25 protein-coding genes, 1 tRNA gene and 1 pseudogene are annotated in these 26,803 nt (G+C 69.2%); 8 read left to right on the forward strand and 19 right to left on the reverse strand.

The window, feature by feature from the left end:
- The first annotated feature begins 178 nt into the window (after positions 1-178).
- A complete protein-coding gene (locus tag AB7M35_RS03280) occupies positions 179-1,792 on the forward strand; it encodes an APC family permease (protein WP_453957232.1) in 1,614 nt (537 codons plus the stop codon).
- Between the two features lie 260 nt (positions 1,793-2,052).
- Here the strand turns inward: AB7M35_RS03280 and rpsI are convergent, their stop codons facing one another.
- The 3 genes from rpsI to AB7M35_RS03295 all read right to left on the reverse strand — a co-directional run bounded on the left by rpsI (position 2,053) and on the right by AB7M35_RS03295 (position 3,673).
- Positions 2,053-2,544 carry a 30S ribosomal protein S9 gene (gene rpsI, locus AB7M35_RS03285; RefSeq protein ID WP_453957234.1) on the reverse strand — a complete coding sequence of 164 codons (492 nt, stop codon included), beginning with the start codon at positions 2,542-2,544 and terminating at the stop codon, positions 2,053-2,055.
- The gene (rplM, locus tag AB7M35_RS03290; RefSeq protein ID WP_453957236.1) at positions 2,544-3,008 is read right to left on the reverse strand and encodes a 50S ribosomal protein L13; all 465 of its coding nucleotides are present in this window, start codon (positions 3,006-3,008) and stop codon (positions 2,544-2,546) included. The genes rpsI and rplM overlap by 1 nt, the downstream gene beginning before the upstream one ends.
- Positions 3,009-3,250: 242 nt before the next feature.
- Complete coding sequence (locus tag AB7M35_RS03295) at positions 3,251-3,673, reverse strand: PaaI family thioesterase (protein ID WP_453957238.1); 423 nt, start codon at positions 3,671-3,673, stop codon at positions 3,251-3,253.
- A 226-nt stretch (positions 3,674-3,899) separates the two neighbouring features.
- On the opposite strand from AB7M35_RS03295, the gene AB7M35_RS03300 reads away from it, so the two are divergent.
- Positions 3,900-4,733 (forward strand): enoyl-CoA hydratase, encoded by an 834-nt coding sequence (locus AB7M35_RS03300; RefSeq protein ID WP_453957240.1) that lies wholly within the window; start codon positions 3,900-3,902, stop codon positions 4,731-4,733.
- A gap of 38 nt (positions 4,734-4,771) precedes the next feature.
- A complete protein-coding gene (locus AB7M35_RS03305; protein WP_453960586.1) occupies positions 4,772-5,296 on the forward strand; it encodes a CoA-binding protein in 525 nt (174 codons plus the stop codon).
- 153 nt (positions 5,297-5,449) lie between these two features.
- Here the strand turns inward: AB7M35_RS03305 and AB7M35_RS03310 are convergent, their stop codons facing one another.
- Positions 5,450-6,670, reverse strand: a complete 1,221-nt coding sequence (locus tag AB7M35_RS03310) for a glycerophosphodiester phosphodiesterase family protein (RefSeq protein ID WP_453957242.1) — start codon at positions 6,668-6,670, stop codon at positions 5,450-5,452.
- 331 nt (positions 6,671-7,001) lie between these two features.
- Here AB7M35_RS03310 and AB7M35_RS03315 point away from each other — a divergent pair, with 331 nt between their 5' ends.
- Complete coding sequence (locus tag AB7M35_RS03315; protein WP_453957245.1) at positions 7,002-8,285, forward strand: O-acetylhomoserine aminocarboxypropyltransferase; 1,284 nt, start codon at positions 7,002-7,004, stop codon at positions 8,283-8,285.
- Positions 8,286-8,398: 113 nt separating this feature from the next.
- On the opposite strand, the gene AB7M35_RS03320 is transcribed toward AB7M35_RS03315, so the two are convergent.
- On the reverse strand, positions 8,399-9,475 hold the full coding sequence (locus AB7M35_RS03320; RefSeq protein WP_453957247.1) for a COX15/CtaA family protein: 1,077 nt from the start codon (positions 9,473-9,475) through the stop codon (positions 8,399-8,401).
- Between the two features lie 216 nt (positions 9,476-9,691).
- Between AB7M35_RS03320 and AB7M35_RS03325 the strand changes: the two genes are divergently transcribed.
- Positions 9,692-9,907 (forward strand): DUF2842 domain-containing protein, encoded by a 216-nt coding sequence (locus AB7M35_RS03325; RefSeq protein ID WP_453957249.1) that lies wholly within the window; start codon positions 9,692-9,694, stop codon positions 9,905-9,907.
- A gap of 44 nt (positions 9,908-9,951) precedes the next feature.
- Here AB7M35_RS03325 and AB7M35_RS03330 read toward each other — a convergent pair whose 3' ends face one another.
- Complete coding sequence (locus tag AB7M35_RS03330) at positions 9,952-11,319, reverse strand: hypothetical protein (RefSeq protein WP_453957251.1); 1,368 nt, start codon at positions 11,317-11,319, stop codon at positions 9,952-9,954.
- A 176-nt stretch (positions 11,320-11,495) separates the two neighbouring features.
- Here AB7M35_RS03330 and AB7M35_RS03335 point away from each other — a divergent pair.
- Both AB7M35_RS03335 and AB7M35_RS03340 read left to right on the forward strand, forming a co-directional pair.
- Positions 11,496-11,572 (forward strand) — tRNA-Pro (locus AB7M35_RS03335).
- Between the two features lie 258 nt (positions 11,573-11,830).
- Positions 11,831-13,180: an O-antigen ligase family protein gene (locus AB7M35_RS03340; RefSeq protein ID WP_453957253.1), complete on the forward strand. Its 1,350-nt coding sequence runs from the start codon at positions 11,831-11,833 to the stop codon at positions 13,178-13,180.
- Positions 13,181-14,179: 999 nt separating this feature from the next.
- On the opposite strand, the pseudogene AB7M35_RS03345 reads toward AB7M35_RS03340, so the two are convergent.
- The 6 genes and pseudogenes from AB7M35_RS03345 to AB7M35_RS03370 form a co-directional block, all read right to left on the reverse strand.
- Positions 14,180-14,459: pseudogene (locus tag AB7M35_RS03345) on the reverse strand (MerR family transcriptional regulator); the annotation flags it as partial.
- Between the two features lie 13 nt (positions 14,460-14,472).
- On the reverse strand, positions 14,473-14,790 hold the full coding sequence (locus AB7M35_RS03350) for an integration host factor subunit alpha (protein WP_453957255.1): 318 nt from the start codon (positions 14,788-14,790) through the stop codon (positions 14,473-14,475).
- A 145-nt stretch (positions 14,791-14,935) separates the two neighbouring features.
- A complete protein-coding gene (locus tag AB7M35_RS03355) occupies positions 14,936-15,913 on the reverse strand; it encodes a beta-ketoacyl-ACP synthase III (RefSeq protein WP_453957257.1) in 978 nt (325 codons plus the stop codon).
- A complete protein-coding gene (gene plsX, locus AB7M35_RS03360) occupies positions 15,910-16,977 on the reverse strand; it encodes a phosphate acyltransferase PlsX (protein WP_453957259.1) in 1,068 nt (355 codons plus the stop codon). The genes AB7M35_RS03355 and plsX overlap by 4 nt, the downstream gene beginning before the upstream one ends.
- Positions 16,978-17,362: 385 nt before the next feature.
- The gene (locus tag AB7M35_RS03365) at positions 17,363-17,902 is read right to left on the reverse strand and encodes a YceD family protein (RefSeq protein ID WP_453957261.1); all 540 of its coding nucleotides are present in this window, start codon (positions 17,900-17,902) and stop codon (positions 17,363-17,365) included.
- Positions 17,899-18,450 carry a ubiquinol-cytochrome C chaperone family protein gene (locus AB7M35_RS03370; RefSeq protein ID WP_453957263.1) on the reverse strand — a complete coding sequence of 184 codons (552 nt, stop codon included), beginning with the start codon at positions 18,448-18,450 and terminating at the stop codon, positions 17,899-17,901. Before AB7M35_RS03370 ends, AB7M35_RS03365 begins: the two co-directional genes overlap by 4 nt.
- A 43-nt stretch (positions 18,451-18,493) precedes the next feature.
- Here AB7M35_RS03370 and AB7M35_RS03375 point away from each other — a divergent pair, with 43 nt between their 5' ends.
- Complete coding sequence (locus AB7M35_RS03375; RefSeq protein WP_453960588.1) at positions 18,494-18,994, forward strand: outer membrane protein assembly factor BamE; 501 nt, start codon at positions 18,494-18,496, stop codon at positions 18,992-18,994.
- A 174-nt stretch (positions 18,995-19,168) separates the two neighbouring features.
- Here AB7M35_RS03375 and AB7M35_RS03380 read toward each other — a convergent pair whose 3' ends face one another.
- From AB7M35_RS03380 to ribD, 7 genes are all read right to left on the reverse strand, one after another.
- The gene (locus AB7M35_RS03380) at positions 19,169-21,298 is read right to left on the reverse strand and encodes a sodium-translocating pyrophosphatase (RefSeq protein WP_453957265.1); all 2,130 of its coding nucleotides are present in this window, start codon (positions 21,296-21,298) and stop codon (positions 19,169-19,171) included.
- A gap of 153 nt (positions 21,299-21,451) precedes the next feature.
- The gene (locus AB7M35_RS03385) at positions 21,452-22,663 is read right to left on the reverse strand and encodes an MFS transporter (protein ID WP_453957268.1); all 1,212 of its coding nucleotides are present in this window, start codon (positions 22,661-22,663) and stop codon (positions 21,452-21,454) included.
- Between the two features lie 224 nt (positions 22,664-22,887).
- Positions 22,888-23,886, reverse strand: coding sequence for a thiamine-phosphate kinase (gene thiL, locus AB7M35_RS03390; protein ID WP_453957270.1), 999 nt, complete (start codon positions 23,884-23,886; stop codon positions 22,888-22,890).
- The gene (nusB, locus tag AB7M35_RS03395) at positions 23,883-24,395 is read right to left on the reverse strand and encodes a transcription antitermination factor NusB (protein WP_453957272.1); all 513 of its coding nucleotides are present in this window, start codon (positions 24,393-24,395) and stop codon (positions 23,883-23,885) included. The genes thiL and nusB overlap by 4 nt, the downstream gene beginning before the upstream one ends.
- An 8-nt stretch (positions 24,396-24,403) precedes the next feature.
- A complete protein-coding gene (gene ribH, locus AB7M35_RS03400) occupies positions 24,404-24,856 on the reverse strand; it encodes a 6,7-dimethyl-8-ribityllumazine synthase (protein WP_453957274.1) in 453 nt (150 codons plus the stop codon).
- Between the two features lie 181 nt (positions 24,857-25,037).
- Positions 25,038-25,664 (reverse strand): riboflavin synthase, encoded by a 627-nt coding sequence (locus AB7M35_RS03405; RefSeq protein WP_453957276.1) that lies wholly within the window; start codon positions 25,662-25,664, stop codon positions 25,038-25,040.
- Positions 25,665-25,708: 44 nt separating this feature from the next.
- Positions 25,709-26,800, reverse strand: a complete 1,092-nt coding sequence (gene ribD / locus AB7M35_RS03410) for a bifunctional diaminohydroxyphosphoribosylaminopyrimidine deaminase/5-amino-6-(5-phosphoribosylamino)uracil reductase RibD (protein WP_453960591.1) — start codon at positions 26,798-26,800, stop codon at positions 25,709-25,711.
- Between the last annotated feature and the right edge of the window lie 3 nt (positions 26,801-26,803).

The following is a 26,803-nucleotide window of genomic DNA, read 5'->3' on the forward strand; positions in this document are numbered from 1 at the left end:
GCTTTGCCCGGGATCGACAACGCCATGCAACCGGAGCGCTGCGCCGGCCGTGCTTTTTCTGGCGATTGAGGCCGTTGCAACCCTGACGGCGTCCCGGAATCCGCGTACGGTCGCCGCAGGGGCTTTCAGTGTTCAGTGCCGGCATCCATGAAGGCCGGTCCACACGCGGGGGGATGGCATGCATCACATGAAGCGCGAGATCGGCCTGATCGGTCTCACCTTCGTCGCGATCAGCGGCATGATCGGATCGGGCTGGCTGTTCGCGCCCCTCCAGGCAAGCCAGTACGCGGGTCCGGCGTCGCTGATCTCCTGGGGCATCGGCGCCATCGCCATGCTGCTCCTGGCCATCACCTTCGCCGAGATCTCCGCCATGCTGCCGGTCCCCGGCGGCATCGCGCGCGTCCCGCAGTTCAGCCACGGCAACGTCGTCTCCATCGCCATGGGCTGGTCCGCCTGGGTCGGCTACAACACCACCGCCCCGATAGAGGTCGAGGCGATGATGCACTACCTCGCCCCCCACGCCAGCTGGCTCTACGTCGGCGCAAACCAGGACCTCTCGGTCTGGGGCGTCGCCATCTGCACCGCGCTGCTCCTGGTCTTCACCATCATCAACGCCATCGGCGTGAAGTTCTTCGCCTACCTGAACTCCACCCTCACCTGGGCCAAGCTCGGCATCCCGCTGATCCTGGCCGGCATGATCATGGTCACCATCTTCGACCGCGGAAACTTCACCGACGTCGCCACCGGCGGGTTCGCGCCCTACGGCCTGCAGGGCATCCTCGCGGCGGTCTCCAGCGGCGGCGTCATCTTCGCCTTCATCGGCTTCCGCCACGCCATCGACATGGCCGGCGAGGCGAAGAACCCCAAGTTCACCATCCCGGCCGCGCTGATCCTCGCCGTCGCCATCGCCTTCGTGCTCTACACCCTGCTGCAGACCGCCTTCATCGGCGCCGTGCAGCCGGGCGAGCTGGCCGGCGGCTGGAGCAAGCTGTCGCTCGGCCACGAGCTCGGCCCGATGGCCGCGATCGCCTCGGCGATCGGCATGCTGTGGCTGGTCAGCCTGCTCAACGTCGGCGCTGTGACGTCGACGTTCGCGGCCGGCCTCGTCTCCTCCGGCTCCAACGGACGTCTGGCGCTGGCGCTGGCCCAGAACGGCATGTTCCCGCGGCTGTTCCTGGAGATCTCCAACCGCGGCGTGCCGCTGCGGGCGCTGCTCCTCAACTTCGTCGTCTCCTCGCTGTTCTTCATCATCATGCCGTTCAGCGAGATCATCGCCCTCAACGGCGCGGCGATCGTCCTGTCCTTCATCGTCGGGCCGATCGCTGTGGTGGCGCTGCGCTCGCTGCTGCCCAACCATGCCCGCTCGTTCAAGGTCCCCGCCGTCACGCTGACGGCCGGCGCCGCCTTCGTGGTCGCCACGCTGGTGGTCTACTGGAGCGGCTGGGACACGATCTGGCGGCTCGGGCTGGCGCTGCTCGCCGGCTTCATCTGGTTCGCCGTGGGGCGCTGGGGTGTCTCCCGCGAGACCAAGATGGATCTGGATCTGCGCGAGGCCATGTGGCTGGTGCCCTACCTGATCGGCATCGCGGTCATCTCGCTGCTCGGCCATTTCGGCAATGGCCTGGGGATCATCCCCTTCGGATGGGACCAGCTGCTCATCATCATCCTGGCGATCGGGTCGTTCCGGCACGCGCTCTCCTGCAAGCTCAGCCAGGACAAGTTCGACCGCTACATGGAAGAGGAACGGATCTTCGAGCGCGCCGAGTACGACGCGGACGACATCAAGACCTGAGCACAGCGCCGATGGCGCGCACGCCGCGCGCCCTGCCCGGCCGTTCCGGGTCCGCGAACCGGACGCCGGCCCTCGGGCCGGCGTGAACAGGCGTCGGGCGTCGGTCGTCGTGCGCCTCGGGGCCGCTGCCCCGGACTGCCCCTCGCCCGGCCGCCAGCTCCACCACCCTCCACACAAACAAAAACCGCCCGGACCGGAAGGTCCGAGCGGCTTGCAGAGGCGTTGCCTGCGCGGCGAACCGCGGAGGCGAAAGGCTGAACTCAGCGCTTGGAGAACTGGAAGCTCCGGCGAGCCTTGGCCCGGCCGTACTTCTTGCGCTCGACGACGCGCGAGTCGCGGGTCAGGAAGCCGCCGCGCTTGAGCACGCCGCGCAGTTCCGGCTCGTAGTAGGTCAGCGCCTTGGAGATGCCGTGACGGACGGCACCGGCCTGGCCGGAGAGACCGCCGCCCGACACCGTCGCGACGACGTCGAACTGGCCGTCGCGGTCGGCGGCGACGATCGGCTGACGCAGCACCATCTGAAGGACCGGACGGGCGAAGTACGCCGTGAAGTCCTTCTTGTTGATGACGATCTTGCCGGTGCCCGGACGCAGCCAGACGCGGGCGACCGCGTCCTTGCGCTTGCCGGTCGCGTAGGCGCGGCCATGGGCGTCGAGCTTCTGGACGTGAACCGGGTGCTGGATCTCAGCCGCGGCGTCTTCGCCGCCGAGGGCCGATCCGAGCTCTTCGAGAGACTGAAGCTGATCGGACATTACGCTTCCCTGTGGTTCTTGGTGTTCATCGCGGCAACGTCCAGCACCTCGGGCTTCTGGGCCTCGTGGGGATGGTCGGGACCGGCATAGACGTGCAGGTTCTTGAACTGCTGGCGACCGAGCGGGCCGCGCGGGATCATCCGGCGGACGGCCGCCTCGACGACGCGCTCCGGGAACCGGCCCTCGATGGTCGCACGCGCGGTGCGCTCCTTGATGCCGCCCGGATAGCCGGTGTGCCAGTAGTACTTCTTCTGCTCGTACTTGCGGCCCGTCAGACGCACCTTCTCGGCGTTGACGATGATGACGTTGTCGCCGCAGTCGACGTGAGGCGTGTAGATCGCCTTGTGCTTGCCGCGAAGCCGGTTGGCCACGATGGAAGCGAGGCGGCCGACCACGAGGTCGGCGGCATCGATCACGATCCAGCCCTTGACGACTTCGGCCGGTTTGACCGAGGGAGTTTTCATTGCATTACCCTTCCTGGATCGACCTCGTGTCAGGATCGGCCGAACACGGATTGATCTGAAACCTGTCTCGTCGGCGAAAACCCGTCGGGGCGGAAGGCGCGAGCGCCCACCGTCGGGTCGACAGAGGTTTCGTGCGAGTGGGCGCTGACATAGGCCGGTTCCGCGCGCCCGTCAAGCCACACGTGCACCAAAACATGCCTTAAAAACATAAGCTTGCATTGTTGGTATCATGATACCGCCGATCAGGATGCCGGCGGCAGCGAGTAGGTCATCACCACGTGCGCCGCCGGCTCGCTCGTCAGCTCGCTGCGCATCTCGCAGGTGATCACCGCAAGCCGCTTTCCGGACTTGATCACCGTGCACTCCGCCACGATCGGATCGGTGGCCTTCATCGACCTCAGGAAGTTGATGGTGAGGTTGGTGGTGACCGCATGGATGGCGCGCGGATAGATGGAGAGCAGCGCGACGTAGGCGGTCGCGTCGGCCAGCATCATCATCGTCGGGCCCGAGACGATGTCGCCGGGCCGCAGGTGGTCGCGAGTCGGCACCAGCCTGCAGATCGCGCGCCCGTCCTCGGCGAGGTCGACGGTGCAGCCACGGTCGGGTCCGAACACCGCCGGGAATTCCCGCGCCAGGAAGTCAGCGATCTCGCCGGCCGTCTTCATCCGTCTCTCCTGTTCGATCCCGGCGACTTTCTGGGCGAACCCGGCCGCGCGCGCAACCGCGGCGAGACGGGATCCCCTCCGCCCCCTGCCGAGGCCCCTCACCTGCACGTGGTCGGCACCATATTGCAACGATCGCGGTTCCGGGGCACCGTCGGGCAAAGCGGTGGCGCGGGTCGCTGGAGGAAGCCGGCCCGACGCCCGAGTCCGCGAACAGGGAGCGGAAGTCATGAGTGCGCACCCACAGGCGAGTGAGGCGGGTCTCGCGACCGGCGACGCGCTCGTCCGCGAGGAAACCGAAGGGCACGTCCGCCGGCTGACCCTGAGCGACGTCCGGCGCCGCAACCTCCTGACCATCGACATGATGACCAGCCTCGACGCGGCCCTCAAGCGGGCGGCCGAGGACGACGGCATCCGCTGCGTCGTGATCGCCGGCGACGGCCCGGCCTTCTCCGCCGGCCACGACCTCAAGGCCATGACGGCGCGCTACGGCGACGCCGACGGCGGACGCGCCTATTTCCAGGCGCTCTTCGACCAGTGCTCCGAGCTGATGTACGGGATCGCGCGCAACCCGCGCCCGATCATCGCCGAGGTGCGCACCGTCGCCGCCGCGGCCGGCTGCCAGCTCGTCGCGGCCTGCGACATGGCGGTTGCGGCCGAGGGCGCGCGCTTCGGCACCACCGGCGTCACCTTCGGCCTGTTCTGCTCGACCCCCATGGTGCCGCTGTCGCGGGTGGTCGACCGCAAGGCGGCGCTGGAAATGCTGATCACCGGCGACCTCATCTCCGCCGAGCGCGCCGAGCGCATCGGGCTGGTCAACCACGTGGTGCCGGAGGAGCGGCTGACGGAGGAGACCATGGCGCTCGCGGCCAGGGTCGCGACCAAGTCGCCGCTCGTCCTGAAGATTGGCAAGGAGGCCTACTACGCCCAGATCGAGAAGGGCCTGAAGGACGCCTATGCCCATTGCTCGACCGTGATGGTCGACAATCTCCTCACCCACGACGGTCAGGAGGGATTGACCGCGTTCGTCGACAAGCGCGATCCCGTCTGGGAAGGACGCTGAAGGCAACGATGGATCAGACCCCTGACCACCCGCCGCACGTGAACCACGACCGCTATCCCAACGGCTACATCCGGGCGGTCCTGCAATCGGTCTCGACGATCGCGGTCGTCGGCGCCAGCGACAATCCCATCCGGCCGTCCTTCCTCGTCCAGAAGTACCTGCTGGCGAAGGGCTATCGGGTGTTTCCCATCAACCCCGGCAAGGCCGGCCAGAAGATCCTCGACCAGACCGTCTACCAGTCGCTCGATGCGGTCACCGAGCCGATCGACATGGTGGACATCTTCCGCCGCTCGGACGCCGTCCCTGCCGTCGTCGACGAGATCCTCGCGCTGCCCCGGCGGCCGAGCGTCATCTGGATGCAGCTCGGCATCCGCCACGACGACGCCGCCGCCAAGGCGGAAGCCGCCGGCATCACCGTCGTGATGAACCGCTGTCCGAAGATCGAGTACGCGCGGCTGTCCGGTGAAATCTCGTGGAGCGGCGTCAATTCGCGGCAGATTTCCTCGCGGCGGCCGGCGCTCATGCAGGGTGTCCAGCATCTCGGGCTCGGCGAGGACGACTAGGCTCTCATCCGGCCGGCTCCACGCACCGATCGATCGGGGATGGCTTCCGGTCCGATCCAGGTTCGGTTCGGTTCGGTCAGCTCGGCCCCCCGCCCACGAAAAAGGGCGGCCCGCCGGGGCCGCCCTCCTTCATGTCCAGACCCGTCGGGCCGATCAGAGGCCGAAGCAGTTGGCGTAGTAGGTGACCGTCGCCGGCCAGTCGGAGAACACGCCGACCACGCCGACATCCTGGGCCAGCGCGTCGAGCACGACGTAGTAGTCGGCGTCGGAGTCGATCGCGTCGGTGATGGAGTTGAAGTACCAGCCGCCGCCGGTGGCCAGCGGGCCCGAACGCTCCAGCGACCAGGTGATCAGCTTCAGCCCGGCGTCCTTCGCGGCCTTCGCATAGTCGGAGGCGACGATCTTGCCGTCGGCATCGACGTCCAGCAGCATGTTGAAGGACGGGGCCAGATACTTCACGCCGAGGTCGGCGATGTCGGCCGGGCTGTGTTCCCAGGTCGACGGGTCGGCGCCGTCCCAGTCATCCGCCGGCTCGACCAGGTAGACCGCCTGCGCGCCGAATTCCGGCTCGTTGGCGACCCAGTACTTGATCACCTCGAGATTGAAGGACTGCGGGAACACGTCGGAGGCCGGGATGCCCGCCGCCTTGTACTCGTCGATCAGCTTCTGGGCGTAGTCGTCCATGGTGAAGCCGTTGAACGGCATCTCCACCGCCGGGTCCTTCAGCTCGGGCGTGAACTTCGCGCCGAGGCTCTTGAAGAGCTCGATGGACTCCTTGTGGGTCAGCAGCTCCGCCCCGTCGGCGTATTCGGTGGTGCGGAAGGACGGCACGCCGCCCTGGTAGTCCTCGGCCGTGGTCGCCGTCGCGTCCGACGCGTCCATCTTCGGCTTCAGCGTCTCGAACTCGGCGAGCGTGATGTCGGAGGTCCGGCACTCGGCCGACGCCTTCGTGTCACCGGCGGCGGCCGAGAACGGCGTGGTGCACTTCTCGGCGAGGTCGGTCACCAGGATGTTGGTGGTGGTGTGCAGGTCGTTCTGCGCGTGGCGGCAGACCAGCTCCTCGTCCTTGGTGAAGGCGACGTCGCACTCCAGGACGCCAGCGCCCATGCGCGCGGCGGCGAGGTTCGACTGCACGGAGTGCTCGGGAAACTGCAGCGGCGCACCGCGATGGCCGATGCTGAACGTGGTCCGCGTCGGCGTCTGCATCGAACAGGCCGCGAGCTTCTCCTTGAGCGCACCGTCGGGCAGCTTGTCGATCAGGTAGAACGGCCGAACCCCGTAGGTGAGCGGCGTCTCGCCGGCGGTCTGGGCCGGGGCCAGCGTGGGCGCGAGCGCAAGGGCGACTGCAATCGCAGCTAGTCCGAGTTTCATCATGGCTTGTCTCCGGTTGAACAGGATCCTCGCGGACACTATCGCGTGCGATGGCGACACGCACCGGACGGTTTTGTGAAGTTTCGATTGCAACCGGCGGCCGGCCACGCCCCGCCCGCGGGCCGGGACGCCCGCCGAACAGGCCATCCGGCGACCGAAACGCCGTTCCCTCCGCCCCCGTCCGCGCGGCAACGCCGTGCCCCCGTCAGCGGGCCTCGCGGCGACAATCGCCTTTGACCCGGCGCCGGGCATGGGCGACAACATCCCATGCTGTCGGCCGCCTCCCTGAACGCGGCCGTTCGTCGCCACCAATCACGCAGGGGGGAAAGAACACATGACCGACGCCCACGAGCCTGGCTTCTCGACGCTCGCCATCCACGCCGGCGCCCAGCCCGATCCGACCACCGGCGCCCGCGCGACGCCGATCTATCAGACGACCTCGTTCGTCTTCGACGACGTCGACCACGCCGCGTCGCTGTTCGGCCTGCAGGCCTTCGGCAACATCTACAGCCGCATCACCAACCCGACGGTCGCCGTCCTGGAAGAGCGCATCGCGGCGCTGGAAGGCGGCACGGCGGGCCTCGGCGTCGCCTCGGGCCACGCCGCCCAGATGCTGGTCTTCCACGCCCTGATGCAGCCGGGCGACGAGTTCGTCGCGTCGCGCAAGCTCTACGGTGGCTCGATCAACCAGTTCACCCACTCCTACAAGAACTTCGGCTGGAACGTCGTGTGGGCCGATCCCGACGACGTGGCGTCGTTCGAAGCGGCCATCACACCGAAGACCAAGGCGATCTTCATCGAATCGATCGCCAACCCCGGCGGCGTCGTCGTCGACATCGCCGCGATCGCCGACATCGCGCGCCGGGCCGGCGTGCCGCTCATCGTCGACAACACGATGGCCACCCCCTACCTGATCCGGCCGTTCGAGCACGGCGCCGACATCATCGTGCATTCGGCGACCAAGTTCCTCGGCGGCCACGGCAACTCGATCGGCGGACTGATCGTCGACGGCGGCACCTTCGACTGGTCCCGCGACGGCCGCTATCCGATGCTGTCGGAGCCGCGCCCGGAGTACCAGGGCATGGTGCTGCACGAGACGTTCGGCAACTTCGCCTTCGCGATCGCCTGCCGCGTCCTCGGCCTGCGCGACCTCGGGCCGGCCCTGTCGCCGTTCAACGCCTTCCTGATCCTGACCGGCATCGAGACGCTGCCGCTGCGCATGCAGCGCCACTCCGACAACGCCCAGAAGGTCGCCGAATTCCTCGACAGCCATCCGGCGGTGGAATGGGTGAGCTATCCGGGGCTGCCGGGCGACAAGTACCACGAGATGGCGAATCGCTACTGCCCGAAGGGCGCCGGCGCGGTGTTCACCTTCGGCCTGAAGGGCGGCTACGAGGCCGGTATCGGGCTCGTCTCGAACGTGAAGCTGTTCTCGCACCTCGCCAACATCGGCGACACGCGCTCGCTGATCATCCACCCCGCGTCGACCACGCATCGCCAGCTCACCGACGAGCAGAAGGTCGCCGCCGGCTCGGGACCGGACGTGGTGCGCCTGTCGATCGGCATCGAGGACGTGAACGACATCATCGCCGACCTCGATCAGGCGCTGTCGCACTGACGAAGCCGGCGCGGCGCCCGTCGGGCCCCGCGACCCGAGACGTCATCCAGACCCCGGACGGCAATCGCCGTCCGGGGTTTTCTTTTGTCGATGCAGAGGCTTGGCGGGCGGCGTTAAGCCCGCGAGGGGACTTCGCTTTCCGCGGTTAGGCCCGACGCCGCGGCGGCGCCCGTCTCCGCCGTGGTCCAGCGGGCGTGGACGACGGCCGCCCACAGCACCACCGCGGCGATGAACTGGTGGGCCAGCCCGAGCTCCAGCGGCACCACCGCCAGCAGCGTGGTGATGCCGAGCAGCGCCTGGAACACCACCAGGGCGGCGAAGATCCCGGCCCGGCGCGCCGCGTTGGACTCCGGCGCGAGCCGGCGCGCCAGCCACCACTGGAAGACCGCGAAGGCCAGCAGGACGTAGGCCACCAGCCGGTGGTCGAACTGGACCGTCAGCGTGTTCTCGAACGCGTTGATCCACCAGGGATCCTGGAACAGCAGCCCGGACGGGATCAGCGCGCCGTCCATCAGCGGCCAGGTGTTGTAGACCATGCCGGCGTCGAGGCCGGCGACCAGCCCGCCCAGGAAGATCTGCAGCAGCACCAGCCCGAGGCCGGTGCGCGCCGTCGCCCGCAACCCGCCCGGCAGCGGGTCCAGCCGCGCGGCGACCCGGATCCGCATGCTTTCGGCGGTCCACACGATGGCCGCCAGGATGATGCAGGCAAGCGTCAGGTGGATCGCCAGCCGGTACTGGCTGACGTCGACCCGGTCGACGAGGCCCGAGGCCACCATCCACCAGCCGACCGCTCCCTGCAGGCCGCCGAGGCAGAGCAGGCCCACGAGGCGCGGCTTGAGCCAGCCGGGCACCTGCCCGCGCGCCCAGAACCACACCATCGGCAGGAAGAACGCCACGCCGATGAACCGGCCGAGGAAGCGGTGGGCCCACTCCCACCAGAAGATCCCCTTGAACGCGTCGAGGCTCATGCCCTTGTTGATGAGCTGGTACTCGGGGATCGTCTGGTACTTGGCGAACTCCTCCTGCCACTGGGCCTGGCTGAGCGGCGGGATCAGCCCGTGGATCGGCTTCCACTCGGTGATCGAGAGGCCGGAATTGGTGAGCCGGGTCGCGCCGCCCACGACGATCATCAGGACGATCAGCGCCGCCACGCAGAGGAGCCAGGCGCGGATCGCGGGCGCTGCCCGCATCGGCTGCTCGGAAGGTAGGCTGCTTTCGGACATTGGCCGCCAACTCGCCGTGGAAACTGATCGGGGATATAGAACACTCGGGCCCGATGACCGCAACGATCCCGGCCGGCTGCGTCCACCGGACGCAGAGGCGGCGCGTCCGGAACGCGCGATGTAACCCACGACGATGCCCGCCCCGGCGGGCCCCACTCTCACGCAGGACGCGCAGGACCGATCATGAGCCAGAACATCCGCAAGCTGATCGGAACGACCGTGATGGCGATCTTCGTGGTCGTCTACGCCCTGTTCGCCATGCTGATGGGCGCGACCTTCGTCTCCAGCGCGTCCACGCTGGTGCAGACGATCTTCTACGGCATCGCCGGGCTGGTCTGGGTCATCCCCGCCGGCCTGCTGATTCGCTGGATGGCGCGGCCGGACCCGGACGTGCAGTAGCGCCCGCGGCAACGCCGCGGCGCCGGCTCACTTTCTTTCGGGGATCAGACGAGGTCGACGGACGAGGTGCCGGGGTCGAGCGGGCAGAGCAGCGCGTCGGCGATGCCGCAGGCGGTCAGCCGGTCGAGGCGCGGCCAGATGCGCGAATCGGCCCGGTGCGCGACCAGCAGGGCCACGGCCCCCTCGTAGGCGGTCGCCTCGAGCGGATCGGTGTCGCTGGTCTCGTCGGCGAGGATGATCAGCAGGTCGTAGGCGGCCTCGAGCGCCGCGATCGCCTCGTGGCCGGCCATCGGCTCGTCGGCGCCCTCGGCGGCAAATCCCTTGGCCATGAAGTGCACGCCGGAGGAGGCGTTGCGCACGATCGCCGCGTCGCAGGACACCGAGCCGGCGGCGAAATCGCGGAAGCCGGCGCGGATCGTGTCCGCCGATGCGGCGAGATCGTTGGCGAGGTCGAGAATGAGCGCGCGCCCGCCGGAGCGGGCGACCTCGGCGGCGAGGTTGCTGGCGAGATGCTGGCGGCCGGCGCGGGTGCCGGTGACGACCAGCCGCTTCGGCGCCTCCTGGCGGGAGGCCAGCGCCTGCCAGACGGCGGTCGACAGAGCCTCGTCGTGAAGATTGCTGCCGATGCGGCGCGGGAAGCGGTCGCGGTCGGTGGCGCGCCGGGTAACGATCCATTCCGCCCCGGCCGACGGCAGCGACGCGGTCACCGGCATCATCGGGGCGCGAACCTTCAGGCTGCCCCGCCCCTTCCGGCTGAAGGCGGCGGAGGCGGCGACGCCGAACATGAACACGCCGGCGATGCCCAGCGTCGCGGGATCGAAGCGCGACACGGTCTCGACCGTCCGGCTGGTCACGCGGACCGGCGAATTGGCGCCGAGGGCGGCTTCGAGGCGGTTGGAAAGGTCGTTGGCGAAGGCGCCGGCGGCATCGGCCGCGATGGTGGCGTCCCGGGCCGTGACGGAGACGACCAGCGTCGTGCGGCTGGTGGCGTCGACCGCAAGGCGGCGCGACAGACCGGCGATCAGGCGCTCGTCGGAGGAGCGGGCCGGCGGCGCGATGAGCGCGCCGAAGCGGGCGAACGGATCGGCCGGCGACAGCGCGGGCAGCGCCGCGCGCAGCCGGTCTTCCCGGTGGTGGCGGCCGAGCTCGGTCAGCGTCGCTTCCTTGAGCGCGGCCGACTGGGCGAGCGGGGCGATCGCCAGCGCATCGAGGCTTGCCGGGGCGCCGGGGGCGATCCACAGGCCGATCTCGGCGCGATGTTCGGTGGGAGAGGTCAGCGCCGTCGCCGTCGCGAACACCGCGGCAATGCCGAGCACAGTCAGGCCCAGCGACGGCAAGCGTCGCAGGAACCCCGCCGTCGGGCGGTGCACGTCGTTGGGTGCGATGTCGATGGTTTCTGACGGGCGGCGCATGGCTACGTGATGTCCTCCACACACGCATCGTCGCTCACCAACCGTAAGGCGTCCGTTAACAGGGTCGTCCACATCCGACCGAACGGCCGATTTTGCCGAATTATCGGGACACGACCCGCTCCGCGCCGTTTGTCGCTTGAACCCGCGGCATCAAACGGATACCTAGCGAGCACCGTCGGAGCGTAGCGCAGCCTGGTAGCGCGCCTGCATGGGGCGCAGGAGGTCGTGGGTTCGAGTCCCGCCGCTCCGACCACTCCCCCCACCATCTTCCGTCTGCCAAGTCCGCATCGGTCCCTTCCTGGATTGCGCGGCGGCCACGCCGCTGTTGGCGGGCCAGCGGCGATCGACTACCTTCGGCGCCGTCGTCGTCACGTTCATCAAGGGCCCCGGGCCGATGCGAACGCGCCCTGCCACCGGCCCCTCCCCGTTCCTGAAGCCCCCGCCCGCCGGCCGCGCGTCCTCGCAGACGCGGATGATTTCCGCCGGCTCGGGTCCGGCGCCATCGCCCCGGATGCGCGCCTCGCAGCGCCTCGACGTGCTGATGACCTGGGTCGCCACCCTGCTGCTCGTGGCCCTGCTCGTCTACGAGCTGGTCGGCATCTATCCGTTCGTGCGGCTGGAGGCGGGCAGCGCCGGGGTGGCCGACGGCGATGCCAGGCGGCGCCTCATCCTGCTCGCGATGTTCGCGGCCGGCCTGCTCCTGTGCGCCGCCCGGCCGAAGGAGGCGCTGCGGCTGGCGAAGACGTGCTGGCCGATTCTCCTGGTCGTCGGCCTGATGTCCGTGTCCGTGCTCTGGTCGCGCTTCCCTCACCTCACCATCCGCCGGTCCGTCGTCTACTGGATCTATCTGGTGATCATCCTCGGCGTGACCGTATGGGTGCGGCCGGCGTCGCGCCTGCTGGCCGTCTGCGCCGTCACCGCCGCCCTGGCGCTCGTGGCCGATCTCGTCGCGACCGCGGTGGTTCCGGGCCAGAGCTGGACGCCGATCGGGCTGGCGGCGCTTCATCTCCACAAGAACATGGCCGGCAGCTTCGCGTTCATCGCGCTGGCCTTCATCGGCCCGCAGTTCTTCGTCGCCCGATCGACGCTGACGCGGCTGGCGATCGCCGGCCTGGTCGCCGCCGGCATCGTGTTTCTCCTGCTGACCCAGTCGAAGAACAGCATCGGCGGCTTCGCGATCACCTGGTTCGCCATCCTGCCGACGCTGGTGCTGCTGCGGTCCGGCCGCGGCCCGGCCGCGCTGATCATGGCGCTGCTCGCGGCCGGCCTCGCTCTGGCGTTCGTGCTGAGCGGCGCGCTCGACTGGTCGCTCGACACCTGGATCGAGGCCGGCAGCGGCGACGCCAGCTTCACCGGCCGCACCGACCTCTGGCGCGCCGCCGTCGACTACATCAACCAGTCGCCGTTCCTGGGCGACGGGTTCGGCGCCCACTGGAGCGTCCCCGACGCCGCGCATCCGCTGCTGAACAAGGCCGGCTGGTGGTCGGGGAACTACTGGCTGATGCTGCGCTACAACCAGTCCCACAACGGCTATCTGGACATCGCGATCCAGCTCGGGATGCTCGGGATCGCCCTGGTGCTGGTCTACCTCGTGGCGCTGTTCGCCGCCTTGAGGCGCATCTTCCGGCTGACGCCGGGCGACCTCGGCCGGATCGCGCCGGTCTACGGCGTCGCCTGCCTGATCATCGGCATCCTGCTGCTCAACACCCTGGAAAGCAGTCTGTTCTTCCCGGCCTCAGCCCCCGGCACGATCCTGCTTCTGCTGTCGGTGCTGGTCTTCGACTGGAGCGCCACGCTCACCCGCGCCCGGCAGCGGCCGCCGTCGATGGCGTCGGCCACGCGGTCGCCCTTCCTGCGTTAGCGCACGTCGCGGTCTAATCGGTTGTCCGCCTGCCCGGGAACGGCCCGGGTCCGCCGGCACCGTCATGCCCCCGTCACCTGCCGGTGCGATCCTCTCATCCGTCCGCTCGGACCTGCGAACGACGCTTGTCCGCGGGTCCGTGCAACTTGGACGGTGCGGCTGGGGGCTTCGCCGTCTTTTTTTTTGCGCGGACCACGGCCGACAGCCGGGTCGCACAGGACGCGATGCGGCCGCCCGCCGGGCGCTTTCGCCCGCCAGAAGACCACTCGTTCCCAATGACTTGAAGGTCGATCCTCGTCCGGCCCAGAGGGCGCGGGCTCTAGCGCGTGCGGTCGAGAAGCCGCTTGCACTCGAGAAGCTCGAACAGCGCCGCCTGCAGATCCCGCACGTCCTCGCGCGACAGCGTGCTGTCGCCCTTGCTGGCCGTCGGCTGGTGCGGTTCGCGCTTCAGGCGATCGAGGAAGCGGAAGCCGGAATGGTGCGCCTCGGGCTCGGGGGTCGGCATTTCGTCCTCTGGCAGGATGCCCTTGGGCAGCGGCTCGTCCAGGGCGTCCCGGTCCGCCTCGAAGCGGGCGGGCTCCTCGCTCGGGCGCAGGCGCGGTTCCGGCGGCCTGACCTGCGGCGTATCGGCCCGGCGCGGCGCGGCGGGAGCCGGTGACGGAGCCGCCGCGGGAGATGGGGACGGAGACCGTGACGGAGCCTGAGACGGCGACGGCGCAGGATCGCTCGGGGCGGACGTCATCGGGGGATCCTTGCGGGGCCGTTTCGCGTAGGCGGCCGGCTGGAAATCGTCGTCATCGAAGTCGTCGTCGCTGACCCTGAGGGTGGCCTGGCGGGGTTCCCGCTCGGGCGGCTCTGGCCCGCGGTCGGCGGAGGCTTCGGAAAACGGGAAGAACGCCTGCGCCTCGTCCGCCGTCTCGCGGAAGCGGGCCGGCTTCAGTTTCGGCGGCGGCGCCTCGACGGGCGTGTTGGCGTCGGCCTCGCCGCGACCGATCGCGGCGACGTGCTTCGGGCCCTGCTCGCGCAGCACCTTCTGGACGCCACGGATGGTCAGGCCTTCGGAATACAGGAGATGGCGGATGCCGCGCAGCAGCTCGACATCCTGCGGCCGGTAGAAGCGGCGCCCGCCGGCGCGCTTCATCGGCTTGATCTGTCCGAACCGGGTTTCCCAGAAGCGTAGGACGTGCTGCGGCAGGTCGAGGTCGCCCGCGACCTCGCTGATCGTCCGATAGGCCTCGGGTCCCTTTTGATCGCTACCGGCGCTCACAGGCTCCGCCATCGGTTGATCGCTCTTATTTCGCCTGCACCCCGGCGCCCAACGAGTCGTTGATCTTCTTTTTCAAGACGTTCGACGGCTTGAAGACCATGACACGCCGGGGCGCGATCGGCACTTCCTCACCGGTCTTCGGATTCCGGCCGACGCGTTCACCCTTCTCCCGAATGGCGAACGTCCCGAACGACGACAGCTTTACTGGGTCCCCGTTGACCAGGGTCTCGGCGATTTCGTGGATGACCATTTCCACCAGATCGGCGGACTCTGTACGCGAGAGACCGACCTTCTGGTAGACAGCCTCACACAGGTCCGCCCGCGTAACGGTCCGTCCCGCCATGGCCTCCTCGCCGAACTGGATTGGTCGGCGTGCGACAGGGCACCCGACAGACAACCGGCAAGGTATTGCGCTGCGCAACCATGGTCAACCGCGCAAGTCCATGGCAGGGACCAGAAACCGCCGTTGCGACGTTTATGTTACGCGCTCACCAGCGGACCAGCACGGCGCCCCAGGTAAACCCGCCGCCCATCGCCTCCAGCAGCACCAGATCGCCCCGCTTGATGCGGCCGTCCTTGACGGCGACGTCGAGGGCGAGCGGGATCGAGGCGGCCGACGTGTTGCCGTGCCGGTCGACCGTCGAGACGACCTTTTCCTCGGGGATGCCGAGCTTGCGGGCCGAGGCGTCGATGATGCGCTTGTTGGCCTGGTGCGGCACGAACCAGTCGATGTCGTCGGCGGTGGTTCCCGTCTGCTCGAAGACCGACTCGATGACGTCGGTGATCATCGCCACGGCGTGCTTGAACACCTCCCGGCCCTGCATCCGCAGGTGTCCGACGGTCTGGGTCGAGGACGGCCCGCCGTCGACGTAGAGCTTGTCCTTGTGGCGTCCGTCCGAGCGCAGCTTGCTGGCGAGCACGCCGCGGTCCGCGACCGTCCCGTCGCCCGTCGCCGCTTCCAGCACCACCGCGCCAGCGCCGTCGCCGAACAGCACGCAGGTGGTCCGGTCCTCCCAGTCGAGGATGCGCGAGAAGGTCTCCGCGCCGATCACCAGCGCGCGCCGGGCCAGCCCGTTCTTCAGGTAGGCATCCGCCGTGGTCAGCGCGAACACGAAGCCCGAGCAGACCGCCTGGAGGTCGAACGCCATCCCGGTGGTGATGCCCAGGCGCTCCTGGACGGTGACGGAGGACGCGGGAAAGGTGTTGTCGGGCGTGGCGGTGGCGAGAATGATCAGGTCGATCGTGTCCGGCGCGACGCCGGCCTCGGCGAGCGCGCGCTGGGCGGCGCGCAGTCCGAGGTCCACGGTCGTCTCGTCGGGAGCGGCGATCCGCCGTTCCCGGATGCCCGTCCGCTGCAGGATCCATTCGTCGGAGGTGTCGACCATGACCGCGAGGTCAGCATTGGTCAGCACACGGTCAGGCAGCGCGCTCCCGCACCCCAGCACCACCGAGCGGGTACAACTCACGTAGCGGCCTCCTTCCCGCGGTCCGCCAGCACGGCCTCGCCGGACGCGTGGTAAGCCGCGAGATCCGTAGCGATGTGATGCATCAGTTCGTTCCTGACCATGTCGTAGGCGAGTTCGACGGCGGCGGCGAAGCCTTCCGCATCGGTGCCGCCGTGGCTCTTGATTACCAGGCCGTTGAGGCCCAGGAAGACGCCGCCGTTGACCTTGCGCGGGTCCATCTTTTCCTTCAGCCGCTCGAACGCCGGCTTGGCGAGCAGGTAGCCGAGCTGCGCCTGGATGGTGCGGCTCATGGCGCTGCGCAGATATTCCGAGATCTGACGGGCGGTGCCTTCGGCGGTCTTCAGCGCGATGTTGCCGGAGAAGCCCTCGGTCACCACCACGTCGACGGTGCCCTTGCCGAGGTCGTCGCCCTCGACGAAGCCGAAATAGTCGATGGAGGCGAGATCGGCCTCGCGCAGCATCCGGCCGGCGGCCTTGATCTCCTCCAGCCCCTTCACCTCCTCCACGCCGACGTTGAGCAGGCCCACCGTCGGACGCTCGATGCCGAACACGGCGCGCGACATGGCGCCGCCCAGGATGGAGTAGTCGATGAGCTGCTGGGCGTCGGCGCCGATGGTGGCGCCGACGTCAAGCACGATGGACTCGCCGCGGATCGTCGGCCAGATCGCCGCGATGGCCGGGCGCTGGATGTGCGGCATCGGGCGCAGGCAGAACTTCGCCATCGCCATCAGCGCGCCGGTGTTGCCGGCCGACACGACGGCGCCCGCGGCCCCGCTCTTGGCGGCCTCGAGCGCCTTCCACATGCTCGACTTCCAGCGGCCCTGGCGCAGCGCCTGGCTGGGCTTGTCGTCCATGCTGACGGACACCTCGCAGTGATGCAGGGTGCTCGCCTCGGCAAGGCGGGGCAGCTTGGCCATGATGGGCTCGAGGCGCGGGAGGTCGCCGAAGATCTGGTAGCGGATCTCCGGGCATCGCGTCAGCGCGATTTCGGCTCCGGGAAGCACCACTTCGGGGCCCCCGTCGCCGCCCATGGCATCGAGCGAGAGCGAGACGGTTTTCGCCATTGCCTTGTTGGACCTAGGGTCTGTGTTCATGCACGACGGATGACCCCGTCGATGGAAGGTGTGGCCGGAAACGGTGGCCGGATCGCAGCCGGGGCGCGCGTGCGGAGCCGAAGGCGCCCCGCGTCGTCCGGCGCGGCGGCCCGGGTGGGCGCCGGCGGCAGTCCATTGGGCCCGTCGATGGTGATCGCCCGCATCGCCACGCTCCTCGCTCCTGGCTGGACGGACAACGCTCTGCCCGACGTCTCGGATGCCGTCTTTTTCGTGCAGGCCGAAGGCCGGCCGAATGTGTCGCGGCGGTCGATTGATGCCGTCCCGAGTGGCCGCAGGACAATACCCTTTTCGACTTTCCGTACAACCACATTCTGCCCTCGGGAGGGAGGGCGCGTCATTCGTCGCGACCGCGTTTCAGCTGCTCCAGAACGGCGAAGGGAGACGGCTCCGCCTCCTCTTCCTCCTCCTCCTCGACCTCCAGGTCGAAGCTGGCGCCGGGCGCGCGCGGATAAAGGTCGATGCCGAGCGCGACGTGCTCGGCGGCGATGGCGCCGAGGTCGAGCGAATCGCCGTCGAAGACGTCGGGCGGATCCTCGCCGGTCGGGTCGATGGAGATTTCCTTGCCCTGGCTGCGGATGCGCATCGAAGGCTGGAAGTGGAGATCGATCTCCTCCTCCACCTGCTGCACCAGCGGCTCCAGGGTGACGACGCAGGGCTGGGTGACGGAGGCGACCACCGTGCCGTGCACCGACAGCCCGTCGCGTCGCCAGGGCTTCACGGTCAGCACCGCCTCCAGCGCGTTCACCGCGGAGATGTCGTAGACCTCGGCCAGCGCCGCGCGTTCGCTCTCGTCGGCGCTGAACTTCACCGTCACACCGGCCGGCGGAACCTCGTCGACCGATATGGGATGGCTGAGCGGAAAGCTTCCCGTCATCCGTCCTGTCCTTGTTGCACGTCATCCGGCACGGGCCAGTCCACCCGTCCAGCCTCGATATCGGATGTCGTCTGCGATGCCAATCGCCCCGCGGTTTCCAACGCGTAGGCGGCCAGACGGTTCGCTTCTCCCGGATGCGGGTCGCCGGCGAACACGTTGCGGTCGATGGCGGCCGCCAGCGCCGGCCGGTCGCCGGTCTTCAGCGCCGGCCCGAACGCGTCGAATCGCCCGTAGACCGAGCGGCCGATCTTCTTCATGCGCTTGCCGATGGACATGTCGCCGACGCCCATCTCGCGCAGGTTTCGGTCCATGTCCTTGAGGAAAAGGTCGAAAACCCCTTGCCCCACGGCCGATATCGCCTTGTCTTCGCCCCTCAGACGTTCGATGACGAGGACGAGATGCATGACCACCATCTCAAAACGACCATCGATGGTATCCGGCACGGCCAAGTCGCGATAAAAGACAGCCTGCCGCGCCTGCGCCACGATCGACAGATACAGCGGCCCGACGTCAACACTCTTGCGACGATTGAAAAATCCGAAAACCATGTTCCGTACACGTGCCGATGTTTCCGGCGCTTCTCCGGCCCTGATGGACCCGACCTTGCGCACCTCATCCAAAGCCCGTTCCCGAGCCACCCATTCCGCGTTCCAGGCGCTGCCCGTTACCAAGGCAGGTCTGGCGGCGCTTCTTCTCGTCGTAGGCCTGTCCGGCTGCGGCACGTCCGAAACGTTCGTTCACGGCCAGAAGATCACCCAGGAGCAATTGCAGCAGGCGCCCGTCGGCGCAAGCCGCGAGCAGGTGGAGCTCGCCCTCGGCACGCCGTCGACGACGGGCGTCACCAACAACGAGGTGTTCTACTACATCTCGCAGACCGAGTTGCAACCGGTGCGCTTCCTCAATCCCCGCACCATCGACCGGCGCATCCTCGCCGTCTATTTCGACAGCGACGGGCGGGTGCGCGAGATCGCCGAGTACGGCCTGAAGGACGGCAAGGTGTTCGACTTCATCGCCCGCAAGACCCCGACCACGGGCGAGGACCTCGGCTTCGTCTCGCAGGTGCTCAAGGGCGTGCTGCAGCCGTCGCTGTAGCTCCCCGCGCGAACCGGACGCCGGCTCGCCTTCGAAACACCGGGACCGGCCGGCGAATCGCCCCTGCCCCTTCCCCAACGAAAACGCCCGCGTCCTGGCTGGACGCGGGCGTTTTTGCTTTTTGGCCCTCGTCGGGCCGGACGCGGCTCCCCTCGGGGGAAGCCGCGGCGGGTGTCAGTGGGCGAGCACCGCCAGCAGCAGCAGCGCCACGATGTTGGTGATCTTGATCATCGGGTTCACCGCCGGTCCGGCGGTGTCCTTGTAGGGATCGCCGACGGTGTCGCCGGTCACGGCCGCCTTGTGGGCCTCCGAGCCCTTGCCGCCGTAGTGGCCGTCCTCGATGTACTTCTTGGCGTTGTCCCAGGCGCCGCCGCCGGCGGTCATCGAGATCGCGACGAACAGGCCCGTGACGATCACGCCGAGGAGCATCGCGCCGACCGCCGCGAAGGCGTTGGCCTTGCCGGCGATCGCCAGCACCAGGAAGTAGACGACGATCGGCGACAGCACCGGCAGCAGCGACGGCACGATCATCTCCTTGATCGCCGCCTTGGTCAGCATGTCGACCGCCCGCCCGTAGTCCGGGCGCACCGTGCCTTCCATGATGCCCGGGTTCTCCTTGAACTGCCGGCGCACCTCCTGGACGACGGCGGCCGCGGCCCGCCCGACGGCGGTCATGGCAATGCCGGAGAACAGGAACGGCAGCAGGCCGCCGAAGAACAGCCCGACGACGACGTACGGATTGACCAGCGAGAAGTCGAGCTGGCCGGGACCGATGTCTGCGAAGTACGGGTACTGGTCGGAGTTGGCGATGAAGTACTGGAGGTCCTGGTTGTAGGCGGCGAACAGCACCAGCGCGCCGAGGCCGGCGGAGCCGATCGCGTAGCCCTTGGTGACCGCCTTGGTGGTGTTGCCGACGGCGTCGAGCGCGTCGGTGGTGACGCGCACCTCGGCCGGCAGGTCCGCCATCTCGGCGATGCCGCCGGCGTTGTCGGTCACCGGACCGAACGCGTCGAGCGCCACGACCATGCCCGCCAGCGCCAGCATCGTGGTCACCGCGATGGCGATGCCGAACAGCCCGGCCAGCGAGTTGGTGACGATGATGCCGGCGATGATCACCAGCGACGGAAGCGCGGTGGCCTCCAGCGAGATCGCGAGCCCCTGGATCACGTTGGTGCCGTGGCCGGTCTGCGACGCGGCCGCGATCGAGCGCACCGGCCGGAAGCCCGTGCCCGTGTAGTACTCCGTGATCCAGACGATCAGGCCGGTGACGGCCAGCCCGGTGGCGCCGCAGAGGTAGAGCGCCAGCGGCGTGTAGGCGAGCCCGCCCGCGGTCGTCATCGGCGTGGTCAGGCTGCCGAAGACCAGCCACGTCACCGGCAGCAGCACGATGAGCGACAGCACGGCGGTGGTGATGAAGCCCCGGTAGAGGGCGCCCATGATCGACTGCTTGACGCCGAGCTTCACGAAGAAGGTGCCGATGATCGAGGTCACCACGCAGGCGCCGCCGATCGCCAGCGGATAGAGCGTGGCGCCGGCGAGCGTATCGGTGCCGGCGAAGAAGATCGCGGCCAGCACCATGGTGGCCACCACGGTCACCGCGTAGGTCTCGAACAGGTCGGCCGCCATGCCGGCGCAGTCGCCGACGTTGTCGCCGACGTTGTCGGCGATGGTGGCCGGGTTGCGCGGGTCGTCCTCGGGAATGCCCGCCTCGACCTTGCCGACGAGATCGCCGCCGACGTCCGCGCCCTTGGTGAAGATGCCGCCGCCCAGACGGGCGAAGATCGAGATCAGCGAGGCGCCGAAGCCGAGGGCGACGAGCGCGTCGATCACCACCCGGTCGCCGTTGGCATAGCCGAGGCCGGCGGTGAGGATCAGGTAGTAGACGGCCACGCCGAGCAGCGCGAGGCCGGCCACCAGCATGCCGGTGACCGCGCCCGACTTGAAGGCGATGTCGAGCGCCGCGGCGAGGCTGCGGCTGGAGGCCTGGGCGACGCGCACGTTGGCGCGGACCGAGACCAGCATGCCGATGAAGCCGGCCGCCGCCGACAGGATCGCGCCGATGGCGAAGCCGATGGCCACGGTGATGCCCAGCAGGAGGGCGACGATGATGAAGATGACGACGCCGACGATGGCGATGGTGGTGTACTGGCGGGTGAGATAGGCCTGCGCCCCTTCCTGGATTGCGCCGGCAATTTCTTGCATCCGTGGGTTGCCGGCATCGGCCGACATAACCGAACGGATCGCCCAGATGCCGTAGAGCACCGATAGCAACCCGCACAGAATTACGATCAGAACACCAACCATTCCGCTTCTCCCTGACGCGCAGCCAGCCCCCCTTGGCGGCGCAGACGTTTTGTTTTGTTTTGGTTTTGGCACGCCGGAACGGCGGCGGGAGCGGCTTATTGGTGCCGGTCGCGGTGAAAGCCGTCAAGAGCACAACCGCTCGGTGATGCGTTTCTAGACCGCGCGGTGGCGCCCGGTCAGGATCAGCCACCCGAGCGCCGCGATGGTCAGGCCAACGGCGGGGAACAGCGCCCAGTTGACCATCTCCCACCCGGCGAAGTTCAGGATCTTGCCGGAGGAGAACGAGGCCATCGCCACCACGCCGAAGACGCAGAAGTCGTTGGCGGCCTGGACGCGCGCCCGCTCCTCGGGGCGCTGGGCGTCGGTGAGCATCGACGTCGCGCCGATGAAGCCGAAGTTCCACCCGAGGCCCAGCAGGATCAGCGCCACCCAGAAGTGGGCCACCGAGATGCCCATCAGCGCGACGATGCCGGCCGCCAGCAGCAGCGACAGGCCAATCGCGGTGATCGTCTCGCGGCCGAAGCGGGCGACCAGCGAGCCGGTGAAGAAGCTCGGGCCGAACATGGCGATCACGTGCCACTGGATGCCCAGCGCCGCATCGTTCTGGCTCAGCCCGCACTGGACCATGGCCAGCGGCGCCGCCGTCATGACCAGGCTCATCAGCGCGAAGGAGGCCACCGCGCACAGGATCGCGATGGCGATTCTGGGCTCGCGCAGGATCGTCAGCAGCGGCCGGCCGCCGCCCTTCCCCTGGGCGCGCGGCTGCCGGGGCACCAACACGAAGACCAGGACCCCCATCGCCAGCACGCAGAGCACCGCCTGGGCCGCAAAGGCGCCGGCGAACTGGATCGGCGAGAACAGGTCGCGGGTGAGGATGATCGACTGCGGGCCGATGACGCCGGCGAGCACCCCGCCCGCCAGCACCCAGGAGATCGCCTTCGGTCGGAAGGAGACGCTGGCGGTGTCGGCGGCGGCGAAGCGGTACTGCTGGACGAACGCGGCCGAGAAGCCGGTCACCCAGGTCGCCAGGCAGAACAGCAGGAAATGTCCCGACAGCACGGCGAGGCAGGCCGACAGCCCGCCGGTCGCGCCGATGGCGGAGCCCACCAGGAAGCCGCCGCGGCGGCCGATCCAGCGCATCAGCAGCGCCGCCGGCACCGTTCCGCACGCGGTTCCCAGCACCATCGTGGTGATCGGCAGGGTCGAGAGCGACTTGTCGTCCCCGAGGAGATAGAAGCCCGCCAGACCGCCGGTCGCGATGGTGATCGAGGTCATCGAGCCGCCGATCGCCTGGGCGGCCGCCAGCAGCCGCGCGTTGCGGCGCGCGAGCCCGTCGTCGATCAGGGGGGTGGACGCACTGGTCATGGGAACTCGATCGATGCCTGGAGGGACGATCCGGCTCGCCTTCTCAGGCGGAATCGAGCCTCACAATGCGGCGGCGGCCCGCTCGGGGGCAAGCGCCGAACGCCTCCGGCTCCGGGCTCGCACGCTCGGGCAGCCGGATTGCACGTCAGGAAAGCGCTTTGCTCTCAGGGCCTTGAAGGCCCTCGTTCATCCAGATCGCATCCGGTCCGGACGTTCGGCACCCCTCAGAAGTGATGGAAGGATCCGGCGCCGAATGCGAGCGGCGAACCGTCCCGCCCGAGGACGCGGACGCCCTCGCCTTCCTCCACCGAGCCAATCTCCGTCACGGCCAGCCCCGCGTCGCGCAGCTCGACCAGATAGGCCCCCACCAGGTCCGGCGGCACCGCGGCGACGATCTCGTAGTCGTCGCCCCCGCAGATCGCCAGCTCGAATGCGGCTGGGTCGGCGGCGACCGCCGTCGCCACGGCGGACGACAGCGGGATCTGCGGCGCCTCGAGGCGCACCGCGACGCCCGATGCCTTGGCCATGCGCTGCATGTCGCCGACGAGCCCGTCGGAAATGTCCATGGCGGCGTGGGCGTAGCGCCGCACGGCCTGTGCGGCGGCGGTCCGGGGCTCCGGCGTCAGATAGCGCGTCACCAGGTGGGTCCGCGCTTCCTGCGAAAGCCGCCACCCATCCGCCCTGGCCGGTTCCTTTCGGAGCGCCAGACCGAGCGCCGAATCGCCGATGGTACCGGTGACGAAGATGCGGTCGCCGGGCATCGCGCCGGAGCGGCGCACGATGGCGCCCTCCGGCAGCCGGCCGAGCGCCGTGATCGACACGGTGAGGCCGCCCGACGCCTTCAGGGTGTCGCCGCCGAGCAGCGTCACCCCGTAGCGCGCCTGGTCGGCGGCAAGACCGCCGACGAAGCCCTCGAGCCACTCCTCCGTCCAGTCGTCCGGCAGCGCCAGCGCCATCAGGTAGCCGAACGGCTCGGCGCCCTTGGCGGCGAGGTCCGACAGGTTGACCCTGAGCGCCTTGGAGGCGATCGCGCCGGGCGGATCGTCGGCGAAGAAATGGATGCCGGCGGCGAGCGCGTCCTTGGTGAGGACGATGTCGGTGCGGCTCTTCGGATGGACGATCGCCGCGTCGTCCTTCAGGCCGGCGGCGCCGGCATCGGTCGCCAGCGGCGCCAGATAGCGCTCGATGAGCTCGAACTCGCCCGGGCGCTCCGCGTCGCTCATGTTTTGGGCGGCCGTGGCGATCCGGACATTTCGGACGGACGGATCTCGCGGCCGATGCGGTCGAGCACGCCGTTGACCATGCGCGGCTCGTCGCCGTCGAAGAACGCCTTGGCGACCTCGACATACTCGGTGATGACGACGCGCGCCGGCACGTCGGCGCGGCGCAGCAGCTCGTAGACGCCACAGCGCAGCATCGCGCGCAGCGTCGCGTCGACGCGCTTCAGCGGCCAGTCGGCGGCCAGCGCCTCGTTCACCCGCGGATCGATCTCGCGCTGGTCGGTGACCACGCCGGAGACGATGCCCCGGAACCAGGAGAGGTCGATGTCGCGCCAGTCGGCGCCCTCGATCTCCTGCTTGAGGCGGAAGAGTTCGAACTCGGCGATCACGTCGGCGACCGGCGCGCGGGTGATTTCGAGCTGGTAGAGCGCCTGCACGGCGGCCAGCCGCGCGACGCCGCGCTGGTTCGCCGGCCGTTCGGGTTTGGCGTCGGGTTGAGCGGGATCGGCCATCGTCTCGATCATCCTCCGAACCGGGCAGCCAGCTCGTACATCGCCAGCGCCGCCTCGGCGGCACTGCCGCCCTTGTTGCGGCGCTCCACGTGCGCCCGCTCCCAGGCCTGCTCGCCGTTCTCCACGGTCAGGATGCCGTTGCCGAACGGCACGCCGGTCTCGATCACCAGGCCCATCACGGCGCGGTTGGCCTCGCCGGCGACGATGTCGTAGTGCCCGGTCTCGCCGCGGATGACGCAGCCGATGGCGACCACCAGGTCGAAGTCGATGCGCCCTTCCTCGGCCGCCGTCAGTGCCATCGACAGCGCCGACGGGATTTCCAGCACGCCGGGAACCTGGATGCGCTCATAGGTGACGCCGCGGGCGTCGAACACCTTGCGGGCGCCGTCGAACAGCGCGTCGGCGAGGTCGTCGTAGAACCGTGCCTCGATGATGAGGGCATGGGGTGCGGTCTGGGTCATCGGTCACTGTGCCACTTGAGCCGCCCCGCCGGCTGGCGAGGCAATCCTCGCGCCACGGAGGCGGTTTGAAACGTCATTTGCTGCCGGGCGACCGCCGCTGGTTGCAGACGGGGCACCCTGATCAATTCGAGTGCAGAGACGAACCATGCGGCGCTGTCATTGTCCAGTCGTCGCCTGCGGATCAGCCCTGCGTTTGTGCCGGCGCCGAGGCTTCCTGCAGCCGCGCGACGTAGCGCGCCATCATGTCCACCTCGAGGTTGATGGCATCACCGGGCTTGGCATCGCCCCACGTCGTCACCGTCAGGGTGTGGGGAATCAGCATCACGGTGAAGACGTCCCCCGCCACCGCGTTGACCGTGAGGGATGTCCCGTCGAGGGCGACCGAGCCCTTCTCGGCGATGAAGCGCGACAGCGCCGGCGGCGCGCGGAACGCGAAGCGCGCCATCTCGCCCTCTTCCGTTCGCTCCAGAAGCTCCGCGACCCCGTCGATGTGACCCGTGACGATGTGGCCGCCCAGTTCGTCGCCAAGCGTCAGCGACCGCTCCAGGTTGATCCGCGTGCCGGTCGTCCAGCGGCCGAGCGTCGAACGATCCAGCGTCTCGGGCGAGATGTCGACGGCGAAGTGTGACCCGCCGGTGTTGGTCGGCATGCGGGCGACCACCGTCAGGCAGACGCCCGAGCAGGCGATCGACGCGCCGATGGCGATCCCGTCGGCCGGATAGCGGCTCTCGATGGCGGCGCTGATCCCCGCCTCTGCGCGCGTGACGTCTGCCACCCGCCCCACGTCGGTGACAATCCCGGTGAACATCGCGTCGTGCCTCGTCGTTGGGTCTGCTGTCGCCGGGCCGTGGCCTAGCCGGCCCGCCAGAAATGGGTAACGCGGTCGGCTCCCACCAGTCCGTCGTCGAGAACGCGGAAGGCCGGCGCGGTGAACACCGTGTCGGGCTCGATCCCGCCGAGCGCCGCCACGCCCCCCGCCCCGATCACCGTTGGCGCGCGGTAGAGGATCGCCTCGTCGACCAGGTCCGCCTCGACGAACGAGCGCGCGACCCGCGCCCCGCCCTCCAGGAGGACGGTGGTGAGCCCGCGGTCGGCGAGGCCTCTCAGGACGTCGTGGATGTCGAGCCGGCCGCCCGGGCGGATCAGCCGCGAGACGATGGTCGCCCCGGCCTCCGCCAGCGCGGTCACCCGGTCGCGCGGCGCGTCGGGCCCGACCACCACCCACAGCGGCGCCTCGAAGGCGGTGCGCACCAGCTTGCTCGCGAGCGGCAGCCGTGCCGCCGCGTCGAGCACGACGCGCACCGGCGAGCGGTCCTCCAGGCCCGGCAGCCGGCAGGTGAGCAGCGGATCGTCGGCGAGCGCGGTGCCGATGCCGATCAGCACCGCGTCGGTCTCGGCCCGCAGCGCGTAGGTGCGCGCCTTCGCCTCGGCGCCGGAGACTGCCACCTGCCCCGCCCCGTCGCGGCCGATCGCCCCGTCGGCGGAGATCGCGAGCTTCAGGCGGACGTGCGGGCGGCCGTCGACCATGCGGCGGATGTGGCCGGCGTGATCGCGCGCCGCCTCGGCGGTCATGACGCCGGAGGTGACCGAGATGCCGGCCGCCTCGATGCGCGCCAGGCCGCGCCCGAAGACCAGCGGGTTCGGGTCCTCCAGCGCGCTGACCACGCGGCCGACGCCGGCGTTGATGAGGGCGTTGGAGCACGGGCCGGTTCGGCCGTAGTGGGCGCACGGCTCGAGGCTGACGTAACAGGTCGCGCCGCGGGCCGCCTCGCCGGCATCGGCGAGCGCGCGCACCTCGGCGTGCGGCCGTCCGCCGACGGCCGTCCAGCCGCGGGCGATCACCACGGGTGTGCCGCCGTCGTCGCGCACGATGACCGTGCCGACCGCCGGGTTCGGCCAGGTCTGCCCGGCGTTGCGGCGACCGACGGCCAGCGCGGCGGCCATGAA

It is taken from the genome of Amorphus suaedae (assembly GCF_053629675.1).